The sequence below is a fragment of the Actinomadura keratinilytica genome (assembly GCF_039539665.1).
In the GTDB taxonomy this organism is placed as follows: Bacteria; Actinomycetota; Actinomycetes; order Streptosporangiales; family Streptosporangiaceae; genus Spirillospora; species Spirillospora keratinilytica.
Genome location: NZ_BAABDO010000047.1, coordinates 16,487 through 38,415 on the forward strand (window position 1 = coordinate 16,487; position 21,929 = coordinate 38,415).

Sequence of the window (21,929 nt, forward strand, 5' to 3'; positions counted from 1 at the left end):
CCCCGGCGGGGACGGGGCCGCGGGCGGACGGGGCTTTACGGGGACAGGCGCTCCAGCTCCCAGGCCGCCGCGTCGGGCGACGAGCGCCGGTAGCGGAGCCGGTCGTGCAGCCGGTTGGGCCGCCCCTGCCAGAACTCGATCGCCAGGGGCACCACGCGGAACCCGCCCCAGAAGTCCGGCAGCGGGACCGCCTCGGCCTCGGCCCGGTCGCGTTCCGACCGCGCGGTCCGCTCGTCGCGGGCGGCGGGCGCCCCCGCGGCCGCGGCGGCCGGATCCGGCCAGCGGGCGGACAGTTCGGCGTACCGGGCCTCCAGCTCGTCCCGTCCCGAGATCACCGAGGACTGCCGCTCGCTCGCCCACGCCCCGACGCGCGACCCGTACGGGCGGGTCCGGAAGTAGCCGGCGGTCTCCTCCCGCGACAGCTCCTCGACCGGACCCGAAACGATCACCTGGCGGTGCACCGCGTGCCACGGGAACACCAGCGTCGCGCGGGGGTTGGCGGCCAGGTCGCGCCCCTTGCGCGAGGTCAGGTTGGTGAAGAAGCGGAAGCCCTCCGGGCCGTAGCCCTTGAGCAGCACGGTGCGGGCGCTGGGGTCGCCGTCGGCCGAGGCGGTGGCCAGCACCATGGCGTTCGGTTCGGGCAGCCGGGCGTCCACCGCGTCCGCCAGCCACGCCGCGAACAGCTCCAAGGGGTCGGGGGGCATCGCCTCCTCCCTCAACTCCCCCGTGTCGTAGGCGGCGCGCAGCCGCGAAAGGTCGATCTCCGGTACACGCGGAACCCCCGCGATATCGGCGCGTTGCGCGCCGCTTGCCTCTGGCATCCGGCCGTCCACAGCGTCTGAGCCTCTCACCAGGGCATTGTGCATCTCACAGGGGCCTGGGTACTCAGCAGTAAGGGAGACACGGTTCAATGGCACGGCACCGCCTTATCACTATGGGGACGAAAGGCAGGACGACATGTCCGACTTCAAACCCGGGCTTGAAGGGGTCGTAGCCTTCGAGACCGAGATCGCGGAACCGGACAAGGAGGGCGGCGCCCTCCGCTACCGCGGCGTCGACATCGAAGAGCTCGTCGGCCGCGTCTCCTTCGGCGACGCCTGGGGGCTGCTCGTCGACAACAGCTTCGACCCAGGCCTCACCCCCGCCGAGCCGCACGTCCTGCCGGTCCGCTCGGGCGACGTGCGCGTCGACGTCCAGAGCGCGCTGCCCATGCTGGCCACCGCGTACGGCATGCGCCCCCTGCTGGACATCGGCGACGAGGAGGCCCGCGCCGACCTGGCGCGCGTGTCGGCGACCGCCCTGTCGTTCGTGGCCCAGTCGGCCCGCGGCGTGGGCGTCCCGATGGTCCCGCAGAGCCGCGTCGACGAGGGCCAGACCATCACCGAGCGGTTCATGATCCAATGGCGCGGTGAGCCCGACCCCCGGCACGTGCGGGCCATCGACGCCTACTGGGTCTCGGCCGCCGAGCACGGCATGAACGCCTCCACCTTCACCGCCCGCGTCATCGCCTCCACCGGCGCCGACGTCGCGGCCAGCGTCTCCGGCGCGATCGGCGCCATGTCCGGGCCGCTGCACGGCGGGGCCCCCGCCCGCGTGCTGCCCATGATCGAGAAGGTCGAGCAGGTCGGCGACGCCCGCAAGGTCGTCACCGACATCCTGGACTCCGGCGAGCGGCTGATGGGCTTCGGCCACCGCGTCTACCGCGCCGAGGACCCCCGCGCCCGCGTGCTGCGCCGCACCGCCAAGGAGCTGGGCGCCCCCCGCTACGAGGCCGCCAAGGCCCTGGAGGACGCCGCGCTGGCCGAGCTGCGCGAGCGCCGCCCCGACCGCGCGATCGAGACCAACGTGGAGTTCTGGGCCGCGGTCATCCTGGACTTCGCCGAAGTCCCGACCGCGATGATGCCCGCCATGTTCACCTGCGGCCGCACCGCCGGGTGGGCCGCGCACATCCTGGAGCAGAAGCGCACCGGCCGCCTCGTCCGGCCGAGCGCCCGGTACGTCGGCCCCGGCAGCCGGTCCATCAACGACGTGCCCGGCGCCGCGGAGGTCCTCAAGCGCACCGCCGGTTGACCCGGCCCGCCCCAACGCCCCCGCTGGAGCGCATGAGGCCCCCGGCAGCGTCGCCGGGGGCTTCCCCATTTCCAGGGGCGTTCACCTCCGGGGCTGCACGTCCGGCGCGGTCCGTCCGGGTTTGCCATGATGGGCCGGTGACCGACCACGACCCGCTGGACGACGAGCCGCTGGACGGCGAGCCGCTGGACGGCGACATCGGCCCGGCGGCGGGCACGTCCTCGAACACGTCCGCCGACGACCGGCGCGCGCAGGCCCGCCGCGAGGAGGCCGCGCGCCTGGCCGAGGAGCTGCGGCGGTACGAGCGGGAGCGGGAGCTGCGGCGCCGCCGCGCCAACGCCCTCGCGGGCCGCGTCACCGCCGTGCTCGTCGCGCTGCTGCTGGCGTTCCTGGCCTACGACTCGGTCACCACGGCGCTGGAGGCCCGGGAGCGCGACGACCCGTGGATCTACCCGCCCGCCGTGATCGCCGCGCTGTGCCTGGCCGGGCTGGCCGCCCTGGCCGTCTGGGCGGTCCGCCGCTCGCGGTGACATCCGGCTCGCCGGCGCGTCTCGCCATGTGAACCCCGCCGCTGCTCCACCCCGCAGGTCAAGTAGCCTTCTTCGGGTGACCGAGAGCGCTGACAAAGCCATAGTCATTCCCGAAGACCTCAAGCCCGCCGACGGGCGGTTCGGGTGCGGCCCGTCCAAGGTGCGGCCCGAGCAGCTGGCCGCCCTGGCCGAGTCCGGGGCGCGGTACCTGGGCACCTCGCACCGGCAGAAGCCGGTCAAGTCGCTGGTCGGCCGGGTGCGCAGCGGCCTGGCCGAGCTGTTCTCGCTGCCCGAGGGGTACCAGGTGGTGCTCGGCAACGGCGGCACCACCGCCTTCTGGGACGCCGCCGCGTTCGGCCTGGTGCGCGAGAAGTCGCAGCACCTGGCGTTCGGCGAGTTCTCCAGCAAGTTCGCCAAGGTCACGACGAAGGCGCCGTGGCTGGCCGAGCCGTCGGTGATCTCCAGCGAGCCGGGCACGCACCCGCGCGCCGCCGCCGAGGAGGGCGTGGACGTCTACGCCCTCACCCACAACGAGACCTCCACCGGCGTGGCCATGCCGATCGAGCGCCCCGCCGGCACCACCGCCGACCGGGCGCTGGTGCTGGTGGACGCCACGTCCGCCGCCGGGGGCCTGCCCGTCGACGTCGCCGAGACCGACGTGTACTACTTCGCGCCGCAGAAGTGCTTCGCGGCCGACGGGGGCCTGTGGGTGGCGCTGATGTCCCCGGCCGCCCTCGCCCGGGTGGAGGAGATCGCCGGCTCGGGCCGGTACGTGCCGGAGTTCCTCAGCCTGCCCACGGCGATCGACAACTCCGCCAAGGACCAGACCTACAACACCCCGGCCGTGGCGACGCTGCTGCTGTTCGCCGAGCAGATCGAGTGGATGAACGAGCAGGGCGGGCTGTCCTGGACCACCGCCCGCACCGCCGACTCGGCGCAGCGGCTGTACACCTGGGCGGAGAAGACGTCCTACACCACGCCGTTCGTGGCCGACCCGGCGCAGCGGTCGCAGGTCGTCGGGACGATCGACTTCGTCGACTCGGTGGACGCGGCGGCGGTCGCCAAGACGCTGCGGGCCAACGGCATCGTCGACACCGAGCCCTACCGCAAGCTGGGCCGCAACCAGCTGCGCATCGGGATGTTCCCGGCGATCGACCCGGCCGACGTGGAGGCCCTGACGGCCTGCATCGACTACGTGGTCGAGCGCCTCTAGCACCGCCGGCGGGGTCCGCCGCGCCGCCGGTCAGGCGGTGGCGGCGAACTCCCCGGCGCCCCGGGCGGCCGGCGTGAACCCGGCGCTGCCGAGCACGTGCGGCCGCCCGTCCGGCCCGCCCAGGCCGGCCCGCAGATAGGTGCCCTCGCGGAGCATGACGGCGGTGGCGAACCGCACCCGGGTGTGCCGCCGCACCGTCCGCAGCCAGCGCGGGTCGGACGCCCAGTAGAGGTTCTGCTCGGTGTCGACGGCGACGGCGAGCGGCCTGCGGGCGGCGCGGGCCAGGTGGACGCGGTCGGGCCGGGCCCGGTCGACCCACGCCAGCGCGGCCCGTCCGGGCAGCGCGGCGCCCAGCGTCTCGGCGGCCGCGGCGGCGCCGCCGGGCAGGTCGGCCAGCAGCCGGAGGACCCGCTCGGCCGGGGCGCCGCCGTCGCAGGCGCCGACGACTCCCGCGCCCGCTCCCGGGACGACCAGCGGACCGGCGTCCCGCCGCCCGTCCGGCGGTTCGGGCGCGGTGCGCCCCGTGCACCCCAGGACGAGCGGCGCCACGTCCAGCAGCGGCAGCAGCTCGGGCCGCCAGACCCGCGAGAAGGCGGCGCGGCCGGTGACCACGCGGCAGCCGTCGTAGGACAGGTCGCAGCCGCGGGCGTCACGCGTGCCCGCGGGCGCGGCCGCCGAGGTGACCGCGCGGCCGGTGAACAGCGCGATCCCGGCGGTGCCGCGGCCGCGTTCCTCGGCCAGCGTGCCCAGGATCACCAAGGCGTCCGACACCGCGCCCGGGTCCTCGGCGGCGGGCGAGCGCAGCACCCCGAACAGTCCGCACATGCCCGTTGAGACGCCGGCGGACACCGGGCGGTTCGAGCGGGCGGTCCGGCCGAATAAGCTCGGACCCGTGAACCGTGCGCCCCGCTGGCTCCTCCCCACCGTGCTGACCGCGCTGATCCTGGCCGTGGTCGTCGGCGCCGTGCTCGGCTGAGTCCGGCCGCGGCCGACCTGCGGGCGGGGCCGCGGCGGCGGAGGGGGCCGGTCGTCGGGGCGGGTCGTGTGCTCGATCGGGTGCGGAACGGGGGAAGATCAGAATCATGACGTCGCCGCGCCCGCGCCGAGCCGCCCCCGCGCTTCCCGCGCGCACCGTCGTCCGGCTCGGCGCCGCCTGCGGGGCGGTGACGGCGGTCGGCGCCGTCGCGGCGGCGCCCGCGGCAGCGGCCGCGGCCCGCAGCGAGGTGGCGTTCACCATCCGGGACCCGCGCATCACCGAGTCCAGCGGGCTGGCGGCCAGCAAGCGGCACCCCGGCGTCGTCTACACCCACAACGACTCCGGCGGACGGGCGGAGATCTTCGCGCTGGGCCCCGACGGCAGGACGCGCGCCGTCCTGACGCTGGCGGGCGCGCAGGCCCGCGACTGGGAGGCCATGGCGCTGGGCCGCGACGAGCGGGGCCGTCCGGCGATCTACGTGGGCGACATCGGCGACAACATGGGCGGCGCCTGGCCCTACATCACCGTCTACCGCATCCCCGAGCCCGCCGAGCTGCGCTCGCAGACGCTGCGCGCCACCGCGTTCCGGCTCAAGTACGAGGACGGGCCGCGCAACGCCGAGACGATGATGATCAATCCGCGCACCAACCGGCTGTACGTGGCCAGCAAGCTGTTCTCCGGGAAGATCTACGAGGCTCCGGCGCGGCTGCGCACCAGCGGGTTCAACACGCTGCGCCGGGTCGGCGACGCCCCGGGCATCGCCACCGACGGGGCGTTCTCGCCGGACGGGCGCCTGTGCGTCATCCGCACCTACTTCGGCGCCCGCGCCTACACGGTGGGGTCCGACGGGCGGCCGGGCAAGTCGCTGGGGCCGATCTCCCTGCCCGGCCAGAAGCAGGGCGAGTCGCTCACGTTCACCGCGGACGGGCGGTCGCTGCTGGCCGGGTCGGAGGGCGGCGACCAGCCGGTGTACCGGGTGCCGCTGCCCGAGAACATGCTGCCCGCCTCGCCCTCCCCGGCGCGGACGGGCGGCGGCGGGTCCGGCGCCGAGGACGGGCGCCGCGACTCGACCGGCGCGAGCGTGGGCCTGGTCGCCGCCCTGGCGGTCGCCGGGGCCCTCGGTTACGCCATCGTGCGGAAGCGTTCATGATCGTAGACGTGGGTTCGGAAAAGGAGTGACGGCCCCGCCGGGGCCCGTGTGAGGATGCGGACTGTGGAGCACGAGCTGGTCGGCCTGCACGCCTCCGCGACCCGGTGGCGTCCGGTCGCCGCGGGACGGCTGGCCTTTCCGGTGCTGGCGCTGGCGCTGCTGCCGATCCGCCCGGTGTGGCTGTGGGCGGCGCTGCTCGGGGCGGGCGCGGCGGCACCGTGGATCGCCGGGGCGGTCGCGGCCCTGCGCCGCCGCCGTCCCCGGCCGTACTGGCGGCTGTCGGCGGCGGGGCTGGAGCGAGTGGCCCCCGACGGCACGCCCCTGACCCGGTACGAGCGGTCCCGGATCGAGGGCCTGGCCATCACCGTGGACGACGGCGGGCTGACCGTCCTGCACCGGTTCGGCCGCACGACGGTGGGCGGCCTGGACGCCATGGGCATGGAGCCGCTGGCGGTGTTCGTGACCGCGCGCCGGCTGGGCATCCCGGTGTTCCTGCTGGACGGCGCCGTCTCGGGCCTGTCGGACGACGGCGGGGCCGGTGCGGGCGGCGATCTGGGCCTGCCCCGCCATCACGCCGCCGAGCAGCGGCTGCTCGACCAGGAGGCGGCGCTGCTGGCCGCCGCGCACGAGCCGCCCGGCGAGGATCCGCCGGCGTCCGGCGGGGCGGGCGGGCGGATGCGGCTGGCGTCGCCGGAGCCGGTGCCGGGACGGGGCCGCACCGCGGTGCTGGGCGCGCTGCTGGCCCTGCTGGGCGTCACGATGATCGCGCATATCGCGGTGGAGGGGACGGCCGACTTCGGACAGCGGCTGGCGGCGGGCTGCTGGGCGGTGGCCGCCGTCGCGGGGGTCGCCGGGGCGTGGCGGCGGCTGCTGCGCACCGCCCGGGTGGAGTGGACGATCCGGCGCGACGGGCTGCTGGTGCGGACCCGTCCCGGTTCGAGGGAGGGCCTGCGGCTGGCCGCCTCGGACGTGGCGGCGCTGGTCGTCGGCCCCGGGCTGGCCCTGGACCCGCTGACCGACCGGCCGCGGCGCGTCCCGCTGGCGGTGCTGGCGTTCGACCACCGGATGCGGCTGCTGGCCCGGCTGCCCGCGCGCGGCCTGGACGCCTTCCAGCTGGCGCACGGCCTGGACGAGCACGGCTACCGGGTGGTCACGCCGGGGCCGCGCACGCCGCGCTCCCCCGCCTACGGGCTGGAGGGCCTGCCGGAGGTCTTCGCGCAGGTGCCGGGCGGGCGGCTGGTGGTGGCCGACGGCGGGCTCGGCTGGGTGGACGCCGCCGGCGACGTGGTGCTGCGGATGCCCGAGGACCGCATCGGCGGCATCGAGCTGCTGACGATCGCCGGGCACGCCTGGGTGCGGCTGTACGACTCCGACGGCGACGAGTTCTTCGCCGCGCCGCTGTCGGCGCTGCGGATCTCCCGCACCGACCTGCGCGAGTCGGCGCGGCGGGCGGGGCTGCCGGTGACCGACGCCGAGTACGACGCCTATCTGAGCGCGGCGTTCCATTCGGCGGTGTCCACGCTGTCGTCGGTGCCGTCGGAGGAGGCGGCGGTGCCGTCGCACGCGGGCGGGTCCGGCGGTGAGGCGCCGGTGGAGACGCCGGGCGGCGGCGGTGCGGGGTCGGCGGACGTCGCCCGGGAGGCGCCGCCTGCGCCGTCCACCGCGCCCGGGGAGCTTTTGGACGCCACGCGCCGCTCCCGGGTCGCCTCGTACGCGATGAGCGTGCTGCTGTGCGAGTTCGTGGCGCTGCTGGGCTCGGTGTGGCTGGGCCCCGATCTGGGCGGTTTCCCGGGCATGGCGGCCTGGGCGGTGCCCGCGGGGGTGCCGGCGGGCCTGCTCGGCTACTGGCTGTACGACCGCAACCGGGCCCAGCTGCGGGTGTCGGCGGCCGGGGTGGCGGTGGTGACGCTGCGCGGCCGCGTCGAGTGGGAGGTGCGCCGCGAGCTGATCGGCGGCGTGGGCGTGGACGAGTCCACCGAGCGGATGCCGCGGCTGGTGGTGTGGGGGCCGACCGGCCGGGTGCTGCGCCAGGTGACGTTCCCTCCCGACCTGGGGCGGCTGCGGCGCGCCTGCGAGCGCTACGGGCTGCCGTGGGGGCCGCCGGACGCCGACCGTCCCGCGCCGCCTCCCCCGGAGCTGTAGGGGCCCGGCAGGCGCTCTGGGGGCCGCGGGCCCCGGCCTGTGGGTCAGCGCAGGGGCCAGGTGTGCAGCGACTCGTACACGACCGTCGTGCGGCCCCTGCCGGGCAGGTGGCTGCGCATCAGGTGCACGTTCTCGGCCGTCCAGGTGCCGCCCGCGAACGCCGCCAGCGGTTCCAGCAGGGACCGCACGTCGACGGGACGGCGGCAGCGCGCCAGGGTGAGGTGCGGCCGGAACCCGGGGTGCTTGTCGGGCAGGGTGCCTTCGCGGCGGCCCGCGGCGGTCGTGGACGCGGCGAGGCGGGCCAGGTCGCGGCGGTCGCCGTACACGCCGGTCCACAGCACGCGGGCGTGCGCCGGGTTGGGGAACGCGCCCGCGCCCGCCAGCGACAGCGTGAGCCGCGGGTGGCGGGCGACGGCGCGTTCGAGGCGGGGCAGCAGGCGCTCGTAGGCGCGCTCGTCCACCTCGCCGAGGAAGGTGAGCGTGATGTGCTGCTGGTCGCGGCGCAGCCAGCGCAGGTCGGGCAGGTCGTCCTGGAACGGGCCGAGGAACTCGGCGAGCTCGTCCAGGATCGGCGGAGGCGGAACGACCGCCACGAACAGCCTCATGTGCACGTCCGGAAGGCCACCCGTCCAGCCTTTCAGCAGGCACGCCGCTTGTCACGCCTCCGTCGCGTCCCCGGCGGCGTCAGGTCCCCGGCGCTATGGGCCCGCTGTCAGGTCCGCGGCGTCAGGTCCGCGGCGTCAGGTCCCCGGCGGCGTCCGCGCGGCGCGCCCGCAGCGCCCCCAGCACCGCCGCCGGACGGCGGCCGGCGCGCGGGACGGCCAGCGCGGCGACGACCAGCACCGAGGCCACGGCGATCAGCCCGCCGACGACGATGCTCATCCGCGGCCCGAACTGCTCGGCCATCCAGCCGACCACCGGGGCGCCGATCGGATTGGTACCCAGGAACACCAGCATGTACAGCGCCATGACCCGGCCGCGCATCTCGGGCGCGACGCCGAGCTGCATGGTGGCGTTGGCGGCGGTGGTGAAGGTCATCAGCGCGATGCCGGTCGGCACCAGCAGCACCAGGAACGACCAGTACGCGGGCATCAGCCCGGTGGCGACCTCCAGCACGCCGAACAGCAGCGCCGCGCCGATCAGCAGCCGCATCCGGGGGCGGGTGGCGCGGCGCGCGGCCAGCAGCGCCCCGGTCAGCGCGCCCAGCGCCAGCATGCTGGACGCCAGGCCGAACGAGGAGGCCCCGGTGTGGAAGACCTCGCGGGACACCAGCGCCACGGTGACCTGGAAGTTCATTCCGAACGTGGCGATGAACAGCACCAGGACCAGCACGAGCGTCAGGTCGCGGCGGCCCCACACGTAGCGCAGGCCCTCGCGGAGCTGGCCCTTGCCGCGGGCGACGGGCTCGGCGGTGTGCAGCTCGTCCTGCCGCATGACGTACAGGCCGAACAGCACGGCGCCGAACGAGGCGGCGTTGAGCAGGAAGACCGGGCCGGTGCCCAGCATCGCGATCAGCACGCCGGCCACGGCGGGGCCGACCAGCCGGGCCCCGTTGAACGAGGCGCTGTTCAGCGCGATGGCGTTGGGCAGGTCCCGCTTGCCGACCATCTCGATGACGAACGACTGCCGGGTGGGGTTGTCGACGACGGTGGCCACGCCGAGCAGGAACGCCAGCAGGTACACCTGCCACACCCGGGCGGTGCCGGTGACGGCGAGCACGCCCAGCACGAGGGCGAGCGCCCCCATGGCGGCCTGGGTGATCATCAGGACGCGGCGCTTGGGGTAGCGGTCGGCGATCACGCCGCCCCACAGGCCGAACAGCAGCATCGGCAGGAACTGCAGGCCGGTGGTGATGCCGAGCGCGGTGCCGCTGCCGTGCGCCAGGTCCAGCACGAGCCAGTCCTGGGCGATGCGCTGCATCCAGGTGCCGACGTTGGAGACGACCTGGCCGGAGGCGAACAGCCGGTAGTTGCGGACGCGCAGCGAACGGAACATGCCGCCGGTGGCCCGTTCGGCCTCGGCGTCGGAACGCTCCACATCGGCGGCGCCCGCGCCGGCCGGCCCCGGATCGACCGCCTCCGTATCGGCCGAGTCCGCGGCGGCCGGGGCGGGGGCGCCGGGCTCGGGCGGCTCGGCGGCTAGGACTGGCTGAGCTTGTCCAGGATCGGGGCGGCCTGCCGCAGGATCTCCCGCTCCTCGGGCGTCAGCGCGTCCAGCCGCCGGGACAGCCAGGCCTCCTTGCGGCGCCGCTCCCCGGCCAGCAGGGCGCGGCCCTCCTCGGTCACGCTCAGCACGACCTGGCGGCCGTCGGTCGGATGCGGGCTGCGCTCCACCAGCCCCCGGCTCTCCAGATAGGCGATCACGCGGGTCATCGAGGGCGGCTGCACCTTCTCGTGGTCGGCCAGCTCCCGCGGGGTCATCGCGCGGTGCCGCTCGAGGGCGGCCAGCGCGGCGAACTGGGTGAGCGACAGCGGAGCCGCCGCCCCGGCCGCGTCGGGCCTCAGCGTGCGCAGGCGGCGCGACAGACGGGCGATCGAGATGCGCAGGTCTTCGGCCAGGCTTTGGACCGACACCGTGCGGCTTGTGGTCGGTGACGTGGTCATGTTCGTTCGCAGAAGTCATTGCTTTTGCTAACGATACGACGGCGGTTCGGATTCCGCCATACCGCCAGCAGGGCGCCCCGCCACCGCGGCCGGCGCCGGGGCGTGCGCGATTTCGCTACGCGCGGGGGGCGCGGGCGCGCGAGGACGCGGGGCGGCGCGACTTCATCCTCCGATCGGCTCGCTGATGTCCCGTCTTCCATGCTGCCATGCCGGGGGTTGACACTCGGAGGCTAATGGCATTAGCTTTACGGCTATAGAGATTAAGGAGTGGTCATGAGCGAGTTCATCGACGTCCCCGGCGGCCGGATCGGCTACGAGGTCACCGGCGACCCCGCGGGCCCCCTGGTGGTGCTGGCGCCGGGCATGGGCGACCTGCGCGGCACCTACCGCCACGTCGCGCCGGCCCTGGCCGCGGCCGGGTACCGGGTCGTCACCACGGACCTGCGCGGCCACGGCGAGTCGGCCGCCGGGTTCGCCTCGTACGCGGTCGGGGACGGCGCGGACGACCTGGCCGCGCTGCTGCGGCACCTGGGCGGCGGCCCGGCGGTCGTGGTCGGCCACTCGTTCTCCGGCGGCACCGCGCCGCTGCTGGCGGCGCGCGAGCCGGCCCTGGTCCGCGGGCTGGCGCTGGTGGGGCCGTTCGCGCGGCCCGTATCACTCAACCCGGTGATGAAGTCCCTGGTCAGGCTGGTCCTGAGCACCCCGGCGCTGTGGGGCGTGTACTACAAGAGCCTGTTCAAGGGGCCGCGTCCCGACGACTTCCCCGCGCACCTGGCGGCGGTCAAGGCCAACATGCGCGAGCGCGGCAGGATGGCCGCCGCCCGCGCGATGGGCCTGGACACCAAGCCCGAGCTGGCCGGGGTGCTGCCGAAGGTGACCGTCCCGGCGCTGATCGTCATGGGCACCAAGGACCCCGACTTCCCCGACCCCCGCGCCGAGGCCGAGACCGTCGCCGCCGAGCTGGGCGGCCCCGCCGAGGTCGTGATGGTCGAGGGGGCGGGCCACTACCCCCACCAGGAGTTCCCCGCCGAGACCACCGACGCCCTGCTGCGGTTCCTGCGGCAGGTGGCGCCCGTCGGCGACGGGATGAGCGCCTGATGCCGCGCGCGGGCCTGTCCACCGAGGCGGTCGTGGACGCCGCGATCGGCATCGTCGACGCGCACGGCCCCGGCGCGCTCACCCTGGCCGCGGTCGCCAAGGCGGCCGGGGTGGCGACGCCGTCCCTCTACAAGCACGTGCGGAACCTGGCCGAGCTGCGCGACCTGGTGACGCGGCGGGTGATGGAGGAGCTGACGGAGCGGCTGCAGCGGGCGGCGATGGGCCGTTCCAGGGACGACGCCGTGCGGGCGGTGATGCAGGCGTACCGGTCCTACGTCGCCGACCACCCGTCCCGCTACGCCGCCATGAGCCAGCAGCCGCTCACCGACCCGCACATGGCGCTCGCCGGCGAACGGCTGCTGGAGGTGGTGCTGGCCGTGCTGCGCGGCTACGGCCTGGACGGCCCCGACCTGATCCACGCGGCCCGGTGCCTGCGGTCGGCCGTGCACGGCTTCGCCGTCCTGGAGACGATGGGCGCGTTCGGGCTGCCCGAGGACCTGGAGACCAGCTACGACCTGCTCGTCCGGATGGTCGTCGGCGGCCTGCGCGCCGCGCCCCCGCCGCAGCCGCACGAGCCGCCGATAGGCTGATCGGCATGACCCGACCGCGCCGCCCGGACCCGCCGCCGCTGGAGACCAACGACGTGGGCGTCGCGGTCGCCGGAACGGCGGCGTGGGCGGTCGCGCTGGTCGTGCTGCTGATCGTCGGGCTGCCGGACGAGCACCGGTGGTGGCTGTGGGTGTGCGTCGCCGGGATCGCCACCGGGCTGTTCGGCGTCTGGTACATCCCGCGGCTGCACCGGGCCCGCGCCCGCCAGATGGCTCGGCGCCAACGCGAGCGCGCCTCCGGCGAAGACTGACGCCGCCGGGTCCGGCGGACGCGCGGGTCTCAGGGCTCCAGGTCGTTCTCGGCGAGCAGCGTCGGCAGCGCGTCGGGATCGCGCAGCACGGCCTCGACCGACAGCCGGGCCTCCCAGCGGCCGGCGAGCCAGGCCAGGGCCCGGGCCAGCCCCCACGGGCCGGTGGCGTGCGCCTGTCCGTCCCCGCACCACCACGGCACGAACACCCCGTCCACGACCAGGCGGTCATGCGCGAGATAGGTGCCGGGCGCGTCCGGCAGCACCGCGCGGACGGCCTCGGGCACGGGCCGCTTCTCCCCCTCCGTCCGCACGACGCCCTCGATCTCCTCGCTGGCCGGCGGCAGGTCCAGCAGTTCGGCCAGGTGCTCGGCGGCGTCGCCGTGGGAGGCGATGACCAGCGGCTGGCCGCGCAGCAGGGGCAGCAGGTCCGGGCGGTCCAGGACGAGGGCGTCGACGGCGTCCACCACCTCCACCTCGCCGTCCACGACCGCCCGCACGCGTTCGGGCGGCTCCACCGCGGACGCGCAGTCGGCGAGGGCCGTCCAGAGCCGGCCCAGATGCCGCCGGGGCACCGTGCGCTCCGGGTCGCCCATCCGGTCCAGCAGCTCCTGCGCGCCGTCCGGCTCGGCCAGCAGGTCCGCCAGCGACGTGCGGACGCCGAGGGCGAGCAGGAACGCGCGGTCCAGGCCGGCGGGCGCGGGGTCGTACAGCCCGGCCAGCAGCTCGTCCTCGCCGGGCAGGCGGAACTCGGTCGGGCGGCGGCCGTCCAGCACCGGATGGCGCCGCAGCCACCACGCGGTGTACGACGGCACCGCCACCCGGCGGCCGTCGTGCCGGGTGACGTGCGCGGGCTCCACCACCGCCGCCCGCAGCCGCGGCCGCCCGGCCAGAAGGCGCAGCGCCGCGTCCCAGTCGTCGACCAGCTCCAGGTCGCGCACCGCGTGCAGCTCCGGCAGCAGCGGCGGCAGCTCCCGGTCGCCGACCCGGGCCAGCACGTCGTCGGCCCAGCGGTCCTCGTCGTCCAGGTGCAGCGTCACGTCGCCGGCGGCGAGCGCGGCGGGTTCGACGTCCTCGGCGCGGGCGACGGCGAACACCTCCAGCACCCCGGCGGCGGCCAGCACGTCGGCGCCCCACCGCTCCACCAGGCCGGCGTCGGCCACGCCGAACGGGGCGTCCGCGGCGACCAGGTCGCGCAGCGGGCTGTCGGGCAGCAGCAGCTCACCGGCCGGGTACAGGTCGCCGTCGGCGCCCGGCAGCGCCAGCTCCGCCAGCCACGGCTCCTCGCCGGGCTCGACCCCGGCCGCGCGCACCAGGCCGAGCACCGCCTCGGCGATCTCGTCGGGTTCGTCGGCGTCCAGGGACCCCTCCACGGCGGCGCGCACGGCGGGGTCGGCCAGCACCGCCCGCGGCCCCGCCTCCACCGCGCCCAGCCGCGGCAGCAGCGGATGGACGGCGTCGGGGTGGACGAACCGCAGCCCCAGCGCGCCCAGGTGCGCCGGGTCGACGCCGTCGGCGGCGACGAGCAGCCCGCGCGGGCCGCGCACCAGCCGGTCGCCGCCCGCCAGCGGGACGGGCAGGGCGCCCAGGGCGTCGGCGGGCGCCCCGGTCAGCGTCTCGTACAGGCCGCGCCACCAGGCCGGTTCGCGGTCCAGGGCGGCCAGCTCGTCGATCACGTCGGCCAGGTCCAGCCGCCGCACGCCCAGTGCGCCCAGCGCCGCGTGCCGCACCGGCCAGGCGGGCGGCAGCAGCCCGGGCACCACGGGGTCGTCCCCGCCGCCGAGCAGCTCGACGAACGCGGCCGGGCCGTCCACGGCCACCGCGTCCCGGCCCCGCACCCGCGCACCGCCCGCGACGGGCAGCAGCGGCACCTCGGGCAGGCGTGCCAGGACGGCGCGGCGGATGCGGGCGTCCAGCTCCCCGGCCGCCACGGGGCCGGGCACCAGGTCGAGCAGGCGCGTGGTGGCGGGCAGGGCGCGCAGGAGCCGGGCGTAGGCGTCGGCGGCCCGTTCCACCAGGAAGTCCGTGAGCGGGCCGGGCGCGACGTGGCGGCGGTCGGGGGCGAGCGGGAACGAGGCGATCAGCAGGGCGGGCAGGTCGAGCCGCTCGTCGCCGGGCGTGGGGGCGTGCACGACGGCGGGCGTCCCGGCCAGGTCGCCGGTGTCGGGCACGGCCCAGCGCACCTGCCACACCGGGCGGGCGCGCTCCTCGGCGGGCCGGTCGGCCAGCAGTCCGGGCGGCAGCACGCCGTGGTCCTCGACGGTGTGCCACCGCGTGCCGTCGATCACGACCGCGCCCGCCGCCTCGTCGCGTTCGGCGGTGAGGGTGCGGGTGTCGCCGTCGATGTCGATCTCGACGCACGTCAGCGCGGGCAGGGCCAGCAGCAGCGCGGGCCCGGCCTGGCGGAGCTGCTCGCGCACCCGGCCCGCGGCCTCGTCGTCGCGCAGCGGGAGCCGGACGGCGGTGTCGAAGCCGTCCGGCACGTCCAGCGTCTCGTCCAGCGTCTCGTCCAGGGGGAACGGCAGCCGCAGCAGCGGCACGTGCCCGCCCCGGCGGTCCAGCTCCTCCCGCAGGGCCGGTATGCGCGCCGCGAGCGCGCGGGCGCGTTCGGCCGACCACTCCACGCCCCCTGTGCGGGCCGAGGCGATCGCGGGCCGGTCGCTCACCGCCACGACGGCCGAGAACCCCACGCCGAACCGGCCGACGGCGCCCGCGTCGTCGCGTTTGGCGGACGCGCGCAGCGTCGACAGCGCCTCCACCCCGGCCGCGTCGAGCGGGGCCCCGGTGTTGGCGGCGGTCAGCACGGCGCCGCGCAGCGTCAGCCGCAGGCGGCCCGGCACCCCGGCCCGCACGGCGGCGTCGGCGGCGTTCTGCGCCAGCTCCACCACCACGCGGTCGCGGTAGCCGCCGAGCGCGTAGTCCTCCTCGGCGTTGGCGTCCTCGCGGAACCGCGCCGGGGACCGCTCCCACGCGCGCAGCACGCGGTCGCGGATCTCCCCGGTGCCGAACGGGTCGTCGTTCACGGTCGGTGTCACCGCAGTGCGCGATCAGCTGTGGCCGAGGGCCTCTTCCTCCTCCGAGGGGGTATCGGCGGAGGCGTCACCGGAGTCGCGGGCGGGGGTGATCTTGACGATGTCGTAGCCGACCTCGTCCAGCACCGGCGGGCCGTGCTCGGACGCCGGGGGGACGACCACGGCCTCCGAATGCGCGCCGCAGCCGTGGTCGGCCGACACCACGCGCCCGTCGTCGGGGGCGTACTCGTTGGCGCACACGCCGAACATCTGCCGCAGCTCGCCGGCCAGCGGCACGTAGAACCCGCAGGTGGAGCACTGCGCGGGCGCCGAGGCGGCGATGGGCGCGCGGGGCCCGGCGATGCCGTCGTACCAGCGGGCGGCGGCCTCGGCGCGGCCCTCGCGCGACAGCACGCGGGGGCGGCCCAGCCCCAGCTCCCACTGCATCTGCTGGTCGCCCGAGTCGCCCACGTCGGTGTAGCCGGGCGCCAGCCGGACGTCGTCGGCGGCGGTGGGCAGCAGGTCGCCGGGGCCAAGGTCGCCGGGGCGCAGCCGCTCCAGCCACGGCACCCACTCGGGGGCCAGCAGGGCGTCCTCCCCGGGCAGCAGCGCGCACTCGCTGACCGTGACGACCTTGGCGCGGGCCGCCCGGGTCACCGTGACGGCCCAGTGCCAGCCCCGGTAGGCGGGGTTCAGGCACGCGAAATAGTGCGTGACCACCCGGTCGCCTTCGGCGCGCAGGCCGAGGTGGTCGCCGACGGACTCCGACGGGGACGGCTGCGAGCTCCCCGCCGCGGCCACTTCCTGCGCGGCCTCCCGGGCGAGGTCGACGGCCTCGGCGCAGGCCGGGTCGACGACGGGCGTGCGACGGCGCGCCGTCCTGCCGGAACGCGCCGTTCCGCTGGAACGTGCCGTCCGGGTGGAGCGCGCGCCGGTGGAACGCGCGGGACTCGACTGACGGAGTGGGCTCACGTCCCCAATTCTCGCGCATGAATTGGCGTGACCGAGACCACCGGCGGCGCCCGGGCAGTTCCGGACGCGCGCGGGTGAGCACGGCGCTCACCAGGGAAACGTACTGTCGATCGGGTCGGCTCCGCGAGCACGCCGCACGGGAAAGAGCAGGACGCATGGGCATCCGGGCACGCGCGGGCGCGGCCGGTCGCGCGGCGCGCGGGGGCGTCCGCGGCGCGGGCCGTCTGACGCGGCGCCTCACGCACGCCCAGGGCGCCGGCCGCAGCGGCCTCGGCGCGCTGACCGAGGCGGGCGCGGTCAACGCCGCCGGGGACGCCATGGTGGCGGTCGCGCTGGCCGGGACGGTGTTCTTCGGCCTGGACGTGCACCAGGCCCGCGGCCGGGTGGCGCTGTGCCTGCTGGTCACCATGGCGCCGTTCGCGCTGGTGGCGCCGCTGGTGGGCCCGGCGCTGGACCGGGTGCGGCACGCCCGCCGCTACGCCCTCGCCGCCACGCTGGCCGGGCGCGGCCTGCTGTGCTGGGGCATGGCCGGGGCGGTGACCAGCGGCGACGAGCTGACCTATCTGCCCGCCGCGTTCGGCGTGCTGGTGCTGTCCAAGGCGTTCGGGGTGCTGCGGGCGGCGGCGACCCCGCAGGTGCTGCCCGAGCGCGTCGCCCTGGTGACGGCCAACGCGCGGGTGTCGTTCGCCGGGCTGGTGGGCGCGGCGGTCGCCGCGCCGATCGCGGCGGGGCTGACGGTGCTGGTCGGCGCCGGCTGGCTGCTGCGCGTCGCCACGGCGGTGTTCCTGCTGGGCGTTCTGGTCGCGATGCGCCTGCCCGGGCATGTGGACGCGGCGCCCTCCCCCGCCGGTGCCGCACCGGACGCCGACGCGCCGCAGCGGCCCGGCGCGGCCCCCGAAGGCGCCGAAGCACCACGGAGACGGTGGCGGACGCCGCCGCGCCTGCCCCCCCGCCGTCGCCGAGGCGGTCATGGCCAACGCCGCGCTGCGGGCGTTCTCCGGGTTCCTCATCCTCTACCTGGCGTTCCTGCTGCGGCAGGAGCGGTTCGCCCCGGTGTCCGGCGACATCGCGCTCGGCATGCTCGCGGCGTGCGCGGGCGCCGGGGGCCTGGCCGGCACCGCCCTGGGCGCCTGGGCGAAGGCACGCGCGCCCCGGCTGCTGGTGCTGGGCACGCCGGCGTTCGCCACGGCGGTGGCGGCGGTGTGCGCGGCGCTGTTCGGCCTGTGGGCGGCGCTGGCGGCGGCGTTCGCGGGCGCCCTCGGCCAGTCCCTCGGCAAGCTGTCGATGGACGCGACGGTGCAGCAGGAGATCGGCGAGGACGTCCGCTCGTCCACGTTCGCGGTCACCGAGACCCTGCACCAGCTGGTGTGGGTGCTCGGCGGGCTGCTCGGCCTCGGCATGTCGATCGTCGCCGATGGCCGCGTGGCGCTGGCCGCCGTGGCGGGCGCCCTGGCCGCGGCGCTGGCCGCGCTGCTGCTGCGCCGCCCGGGACGGCGCCGCACCCGTTCGGACGGCCGCGCACGCGTTCCCGGCGCCCGCCCCGAAGCGACGTGACCGGGGTGCGGGGGAGGTGCCCCCGCACCCCGGTCAGGCGCTTTGGGGTCTGCGGAGCCGGGCCGCGGCCGCCCGGCGTCAGGGCGCCAGGTCGTCCGCCACGGCGCGCAGGACGGTGGCGATCTTCTTGGCCTCGGCGGAGGACGGGTGCTTGCCGCGGCGGTAGGTGTTGGAGATGCCGTCCAGCAGCTTGATGAGGTCCTCGGTGATCACCACCATCTCATCGGGCTTCTTGCGGCGGGCCTTGGCGAGCGACTTCTCCACCGACGGCAGGGTCTCCAGGGTGCGCACCGACAGCGCCTGCTGCCCCCGCCGTCCCTCGACCACGCCGAACTCGACGCGCTGGCCGGACTTCAGCGACGCGATGCCGCCGGTGAGCGCGGAGGAGTGCACGAAGACCTCACCGCCGTCGTCGCGGGTGAGGAAGCCGAATCCCTTATCGGCGTCGTACCACTTGACCTTGCCAGTGGGCACGGGAGACCTCGTTCAACTCTCGTCCTGAATTGGCCTCAAGATTAGTGCCTCGCCGGGGGCCGGTGAACACGCGTGCGAGGGGCCCGGATCCCTTACGAGGCCGCGGATTGAAGCTACCTGCGGCGGCGCCTTCCGGGCATCCGGATTTCCGGCGGCCGAACCATGCCGGAAAGGGCCGGGAGAGGGACGAGTCAGGCGCCCGCCCCGTCGCCGGAGAGCGCCCCGGAGGCCCGGCCCGCCCCGTCGCCCGCACCGGTGCCCGCTCCGTCGCCGAAGCCGTCGAGCCAGCCGGGGAACGCCAGCAGGTCCGGCAGCACCACGTCGGCGCCGTACGCGGCGAGGGCCGCGGCGTCGAACGCGCCCGTGGCCACGCCCACCGCCGTCGCGGAGGCGGCGCGGGCGGCGTCCACGTCGCCGGTGTGGTCGCCGACGTAGGCGCCCGCCCCGTGGCGGCGCAGCGCCGCGCCCTTGTCCGCGCCGAACAGGCCGCCGACCACCTCGTCCACCTCCAGCCCCAGGAAGCGCACGGTCCGCTCGGTGTCGGCCTGGTTCTTGCCGGACACCACGACGACCCGGCCGCCCCGCGCCCGCACCGCGTCGACCGCCTCGACCGCGCCGGGCATGAGCCTGGTGGCGGGGATCGCCACGTCGGGGTAGAGCGCGCGGTAGCGGTCGGCCATCGCGGGCACCTCCGACGGCGGGAACCAGTACGCCAGCTCCACCTCCAGCGGCGGGCCGATCCGCGCGACGACCGCCTCGACGTCGATCGGCACACCGGTCTCGGCGGCGAGCTCGGCGTAGACCGCGCCGATCGCGGCCCGGGTGTCGGCGAGGGTCAGGTCGAGGTCGAACCCGACGGCGAATCGCGGCGAAGCTGGCTCCAGCACGCAACACAGGGTAAAGGGAATGGCATGGGGTTGAAGCGACGGCCGTGCGCCGGGCCGACGTCCCGGCGCGGCCGGGCATCGCGCCCCGCACAGCCCCGCGCTCCCCTGGTAGTGGCGATGCGACGGGATCCGAGTAGGGGAGCGCGGGAGTCCTGTGTACGGCCGCCGTCCGGTCGCCCGGCCCGGCTGCGTTGTGCGGCGGATATACCCGGCGACCCCGGCACGAACCATCTGAGCAGGAAAAACGCGCGTCTCGAAAGAGCGCGCGCCCCCCAAACGATCCCCCGTCGGACGGCAATCCGCCCCAACCCGAGAAAGAGGGCGCCATGGCGGACGACACCCGCTCCACGATGACCGGTCACGGCGGCGGCCCGGCGGGCGCGACCCCCGGCCGGCGCGCACGGCTGTCGCGCGACGCCGTCCGGGCCGCCCGCAAGCGGGCCGTCTCGGTGCTGGCCGGGGCGGTCTCCCTCGCCACCACGGCGGTGGTGCTGGTGCTGGCCGTGCACATCGTGTTCGTGGCGTTCGAGGCCAACACCGGCAACGAGCTGGTGCGGCGGGTGGCCGGGTGGGCGCACGACCTGGCCTGGCAGTTCAAGGACGTGTTCCAGCCCGCGAACCCCAAGATCGCGGTGGCGGTCGACCACGGCCTGGCGGCCCTGGTGTACCTGCTGGTCGGACGGTTCGTCGTCGGGCTGGTCCGCCGGCTCGACTGACGCGGTGCGGGCCCGCCCGGCGGTGCATCCCGGCCGGGCCGGTCGCGGCCCGGCCGCGGTCCACGGGGTGTGGTCGGTGCCGGTGGTCAGGCCCGCGGTCGGTGCCCCCGGTCAGTGCCCGTCGTCAGTGCCCGCCGCCCGGGCCCCGTGTTCGGGCCCGCTGCGGCCGGGTCAGTCGCGGCCGGGGAAGCGAACGGTCTTGAACGGCCACGTGGTGACGACCCACTCGCGGACGAACTCCTCCAGTTCCCGCTCCAGGGACGGGTCGTCCTGGTCGTCGCGCACCCAGAACACCACGACGGCGTCGGCGTCGGGGGTGTCGGACGGCGCGATGTGGATGCGGCCGAGCTGGCGCTCCTCGTCCGGCGTGGTGACCGCATAGCTGAACGAGCGGCGCAGCTGGCCCTCCTTCTGCAGCCAGGCGATGTCGATCAGCGCCTGGTCGAAGGTGAACTCCTCGGCGGGCCAGCCCCAGTCCGGCCCGAACCGCTCGCGCAGCCGCTCCAGGCTGCCCCGCACCGCCGCGTAGTCCTTGACCACGTCGTGCACGGTGATCGGGCGGATGCGGAAGCGCGGACCGGCGACCAGCGTGGGCACCACGAAATCGTCGGGCAGAAACGTGCGGCGCGCCACCGTTCGTGCCATACCCTGGACGCCCGCGCCCGGCGCCTCGGGAGGCTCGTGGGGCGCGGGGGAGGCGGTGAGCTCGGCGAGCTCCTTGGGTTCGGTGCGGGCAGCCTCGCGGGGCTGCGGATGCGGAGCCTCCCGGCTGATGCGCAGGGCTCCGCCGATGAGCGTGCGCGGTGATCCGCGGATCCTCCTCCGCGGCAGTACGGCCATTCGCTTGGTCCCTCCCGTACGCCCCTTTCCGGATAAGGGGCGTAGCAAGAACTCTAGCCGCCGGCGGCGGTGCGAGTCGCGTCACGATCCGGGTGTGCCGGGCCGGGGACGGCGGCGATCGGCGCGAACATGCCGTACTGTTCTTGCGGAGGAACACGTGACCAAGCCGACTTCAACGCGCGAGCGGATCGTAGCCGAATCGCTGCGCCTGTTCGCCGACCGCGGATACGCGGCCACCTCGGTCGCCGAGATCGAGGCGGCGGCCGGGCTGTCGCCGGGCGCGGGCGGACTGTACCGCCACTTCCGCTCCAAGGAGGAGGTGCTGGCCTCCGCCATCCGCGAGCACATCGAGCGCACCGGCAAGCAGGTCACCGAGGTGCTCGAGCACGCCAAGCAGTACGAGGACCGCCCGCTGGAGGTCCGGCTGCGGATGACCTGCCAGGCCGGGCTGGCCAAGATGCGCGAGGAGCAGGACCTCATCCGGGTGCTGTTCCGCGACCTGGACCAGTTCCCGCACCTGGTGGCCGAGATGCGCGAGGGCATCGTCAACCCCCTCTACGACGGCATCGCGCAGTGGCTGTCGGAGCAGCCGGAGCTGGCCGACGCCGACGAGGACTGGCCCGCGATCGCCTCCGTGCTGGGCGGCGCGGTCGTCAACTACTGGCTGGCCAACGAGTCGATGTACGAGCCGCCGACCCGCATCGACGAGAAGCGCTTCGTGGCGAGCTGGGCCCGGCTGGGCATGGGCCTGGTGAAGCGGGCCCCCGCCGCCTCGTCCTGACCCCGCCTGCCGTCCCGCCCGCCGGCGCCCCGCCCGGCGCTCTCCGCATGCGCCTT

23 protein-coding genes are annotated in these 21,929 nt (G+C 75.9%); 12 read left to right on the forward strand and 11 right to left on the reverse strand.

Features of this window, described 5'->3' with window-relative positions:
- Window positions 1-35 precede the first annotated feature (35 nt).
- Window positions 36-821, reverse strand: coding sequence for a pyridoxal 5'-phosphate synthase (locus ABD879_RS16655; protein ID WP_345022329.1), 786 nt, complete (start codon window positions 819-821; stop codon window positions 36-38).
- A 136-nt stretch (window positions 822-957) separates the two neighbouring features.
- Between ABD879_RS16655 and ABD879_RS16660 the strand changes: the two genes are divergently transcribed.
- The 3 genes from ABD879_RS16660 (at window position 958) to serC (ending at window position 3,813) form a co-directional block, all read left to right on the forward strand.
- Complete coding sequence (locus ABD879_RS16660) at window positions 958-2,070, forward strand: citrate synthase 2 (protein WP_345022331.1); 1,113 nt, start codon at window positions 958-960, stop codon at window positions 2,068-2,070.
- Window positions 2,071-2,207: 137 nt separating this feature from the next.
- Entirely contained in the window at window positions 2,208-2,600 is a 393-nt protein-coding gene (locus ABD879_RS16665) for a hypothetical protein (protein WP_345022333.1), read from the forward strand.
- Between the two features lie 76 nt (window positions 2,601-2,676).
- A complete protein-coding gene (gene serC, locus ABD879_RS16670) occupies window positions 2,677-3,813 on the forward strand; it encodes a phosphoserine transaminase (RefSeq protein WP_345022334.1) in 1,137 nt (378 codons plus the stop codon).
- Window positions 3,814-3,843: 30 nt separating this feature from the next.
- On the opposite strand, the gene ABD879_RS16675 is transcribed toward serC, so the two are convergent.
- Window positions 3,844-4,638, reverse strand: coding sequence for a hypothetical protein (locus tag ABD879_RS16675; RefSeq protein ID WP_345022335.1), 795 nt, complete (start codon window positions 4,636-4,638; stop codon window positions 3,844-3,846).
- Between ABD879_RS16675 and ABD879_RS16680 the strand changes: the two genes are divergently transcribed.
- From ABD879_RS16680 to ABD879_RS16690, 3 genes are all read left to right on the forward strand, one after another.
- Window positions 4,637-4,789 (forward strand): hypothetical protein, encoded by a 153-nt coding sequence (locus ABD879_RS16680; RefSeq protein WP_345022336.1) that lies wholly within the window; start codon window positions 4,637-4,639, stop codon window positions 4,787-4,789. The genes ABD879_RS16675 and ABD879_RS16680 overlap by 2 nt on opposite strands.
- A 106-nt stretch (window positions 4,790-4,895) precedes the next feature.
- Complete coding sequence (locus ABD879_RS16685) at window positions 4,896-5,939, forward strand: hypothetical protein (protein WP_345022337.1); 1,044 nt, start codon at window positions 4,896-4,898, stop codon at window positions 5,937-5,939.
- 54 nt (window positions 5,940-5,993) lie between these two features.
- A complete protein-coding gene (locus ABD879_RS16690) occupies window positions 5,994-8,081 on the forward strand; it encodes a hypothetical protein (RefSeq protein ID WP_345022338.1) in 2,088 nt (695 codons plus the stop codon).
- A 44-nt stretch (window positions 8,082-8,125) separates the two neighbouring features.
- On the opposite strand, the gene thpR is transcribed toward ABD879_RS16690, so the two are convergent.
- The 3 genes from thpR to ABD879_RS16705 form a co-directional block, all read right to left on the reverse strand.
- On the reverse strand, window positions 8,126-8,686 hold the full coding sequence (gene thpR / locus ABD879_RS16695; RefSeq protein WP_345022339.1) for an RNA 2',3'-cyclic phosphodiesterase: 561 nt from the start codon (window positions 8,684-8,686) through the stop codon (window positions 8,126-8,128).
- 121 nt (window positions 8,687-8,807) lie between these two features.
- A complete protein-coding gene (locus ABD879_RS16700) occupies window positions 8,808-10,076 on the reverse strand; it encodes an MFS transporter (RefSeq protein ID WP_345022357.1) in 1,269 nt (422 codons plus the stop codon).
- A gap of 143 nt (window positions 10,077-10,219) precedes the next feature.
- Window positions 10,220-10,684, reverse strand: coding sequence for a MarR family transcriptional regulator (locus ABD879_RS16705; protein WP_345022340.1), 465 nt, complete (start codon window positions 10,682-10,684; stop codon window positions 10,220-10,222).
- Window positions 10,685-10,957: 273 nt separating this feature from the next.
- Here ABD879_RS16705 and ABD879_RS16710 point away from each other — a divergent pair, with 273 nt between their 5' ends.
- The 3 genes from ABD879_RS16710 to ABD879_RS16720 are packed head-to-tail and all read left to right on the forward strand — an operon-like array spanning window position 10,958 to window position 12,641.
- Window positions 10,958-11,782, forward strand: a complete 825-nt coding sequence (locus ABD879_RS16710; protein WP_345022341.1) for an alpha/beta fold hydrolase — start codon at window positions 10,958-10,960, stop codon at window positions 11,780-11,782.
- Entirely contained in the window at window positions 11,782-12,372 is a 591-nt protein-coding gene (locus ABD879_RS16715) for a TetR/AcrR family transcriptional regulator (RefSeq protein WP_345022342.1), read from the forward strand. The genes ABD879_RS16710 and ABD879_RS16715 overlap by 1 nt, the downstream gene beginning before the upstream one ends.
- A 5-nt stretch (window positions 12,373-12,377) precedes the next feature.
- A complete protein-coding gene (locus tag ABD879_RS16720) occupies window positions 12,378-12,641 on the forward strand; it encodes a DUF2530 domain-containing protein (RefSeq protein WP_345022343.1) in 264 nt (87 codons plus the stop codon).
- Between the two features lie 29 nt (window positions 12,642-12,670).
- Here the strand turns inward: ABD879_RS16720 and ABD879_RS16725 are convergent, their stop codons facing one another.
- The 3 genes from ABD879_RS16725 to ABD879_RS16735 form a co-directional block, all read right to left on the reverse strand.
- Window positions 12,671-15,673 carry a sacsin N-terminal ATP-binding-like domain-containing protein gene (locus ABD879_RS16725; protein ID WP_345022344.1) on the reverse strand — a complete coding sequence of 1,001 codons (3,003 nt, stop codon included), beginning with the start codon at window positions 15,671-15,673 and terminating at the stop codon, window positions 12,671-12,673.
- A 12-nt stretch (window positions 15,674-15,685) separates the two neighbouring features.
- Window positions 15,686-16,621 carry a DUF3027 domain-containing protein gene (locus tag ABD879_RS16730; RefSeq protein WP_345022345.1) on the reverse strand — a complete coding sequence of 312 codons (936 nt, stop codon included), beginning with the start codon at window positions 16,619-16,621 and terminating at the stop codon, window positions 15,686-15,688.
- A gap of 559 nt (window positions 16,622-17,180) precedes the next feature.
- Window positions 17,181-17,396, reverse strand: coding sequence for a hypothetical protein (locus ABD879_RS16735; RefSeq protein ID WP_345022346.1), 216 nt, complete (start codon window positions 17,394-17,396; stop codon window positions 17,181-17,183).
- 47 nt (window positions 17,397-17,443) lie between these two features.
- Between ABD879_RS16735 and ABD879_RS16740 the strand changes: the two genes are divergently transcribed.
- Complete coding sequence (locus ABD879_RS16740; protein WP_345022347.1) at window positions 17,444-18,175, forward strand: hypothetical protein; 732 nt, start codon at window positions 17,444-17,446, stop codon at window positions 18,173-18,175.
- Window positions 18,176-18,253: 78 nt separating this feature from the next.
- On the opposite strand, the gene ABD879_RS16745 is transcribed toward ABD879_RS16740, so the two are convergent.
- Both ABD879_RS16745 and ABD879_RS16750 read right to left on the reverse strand, forming a co-directional pair.
- Entirely contained in the window at window positions 18,254-18,649 is a 396-nt protein-coding gene (locus tag ABD879_RS16745; RefSeq protein WP_285498169.1) for a cold-shock protein, read from the reverse strand.
- Window positions 18,650-18,840: 191 nt separating this feature from the next.
- Entirely contained in the window at window positions 18,841-19,536 is a 696-nt protein-coding gene (locus ABD879_RS16750; protein ID WP_345022349.1) for an HAD family hydrolase, read from the reverse strand.
- A 326-nt stretch (window positions 19,537-19,862) separates the two neighbouring features.
- Here ABD879_RS16750 and ABD879_RS16755 point away from each other — a divergent pair, with 326 nt between their 5' ends.
- Window positions 19,863-20,252: a hypothetical protein gene (locus tag ABD879_RS16755; protein WP_345022350.1), complete on the forward strand. Its 390-nt coding sequence runs from the start codon at window positions 19,863-19,865 to the stop codon at window positions 20,250-20,252.
- Window positions 20,253-20,423: 171 nt separating this feature from the next.
- Here the strand turns inward: ABD879_RS16755 and ABD879_RS16760 are convergent, their stop codons facing one another.
- On the reverse strand, window positions 20,424-21,092 hold the full coding sequence (locus tag ABD879_RS16760) for a hypothetical protein (RefSeq protein ID WP_345022351.1): 669 nt from the start codon (window positions 21,090-21,092) through the stop codon (window positions 20,424-20,426).
- Between the two features lie 157 nt (window positions 21,093-21,249).
- Here ABD879_RS16760 and ABD879_RS16765 point away from each other — a divergent pair, with 157 nt between their 5' ends.
- Window positions 21,250-21,873, forward strand: a complete 624-nt coding sequence (locus ABD879_RS16765) for a TetR/AcrR family transcriptional regulator (RefSeq protein ID WP_345022352.1) — start codon at window positions 21,250-21,252, stop codon at window positions 21,871-21,873.
- Window positions 21,874-21,929 lie beyond the last annotated feature (56 nt).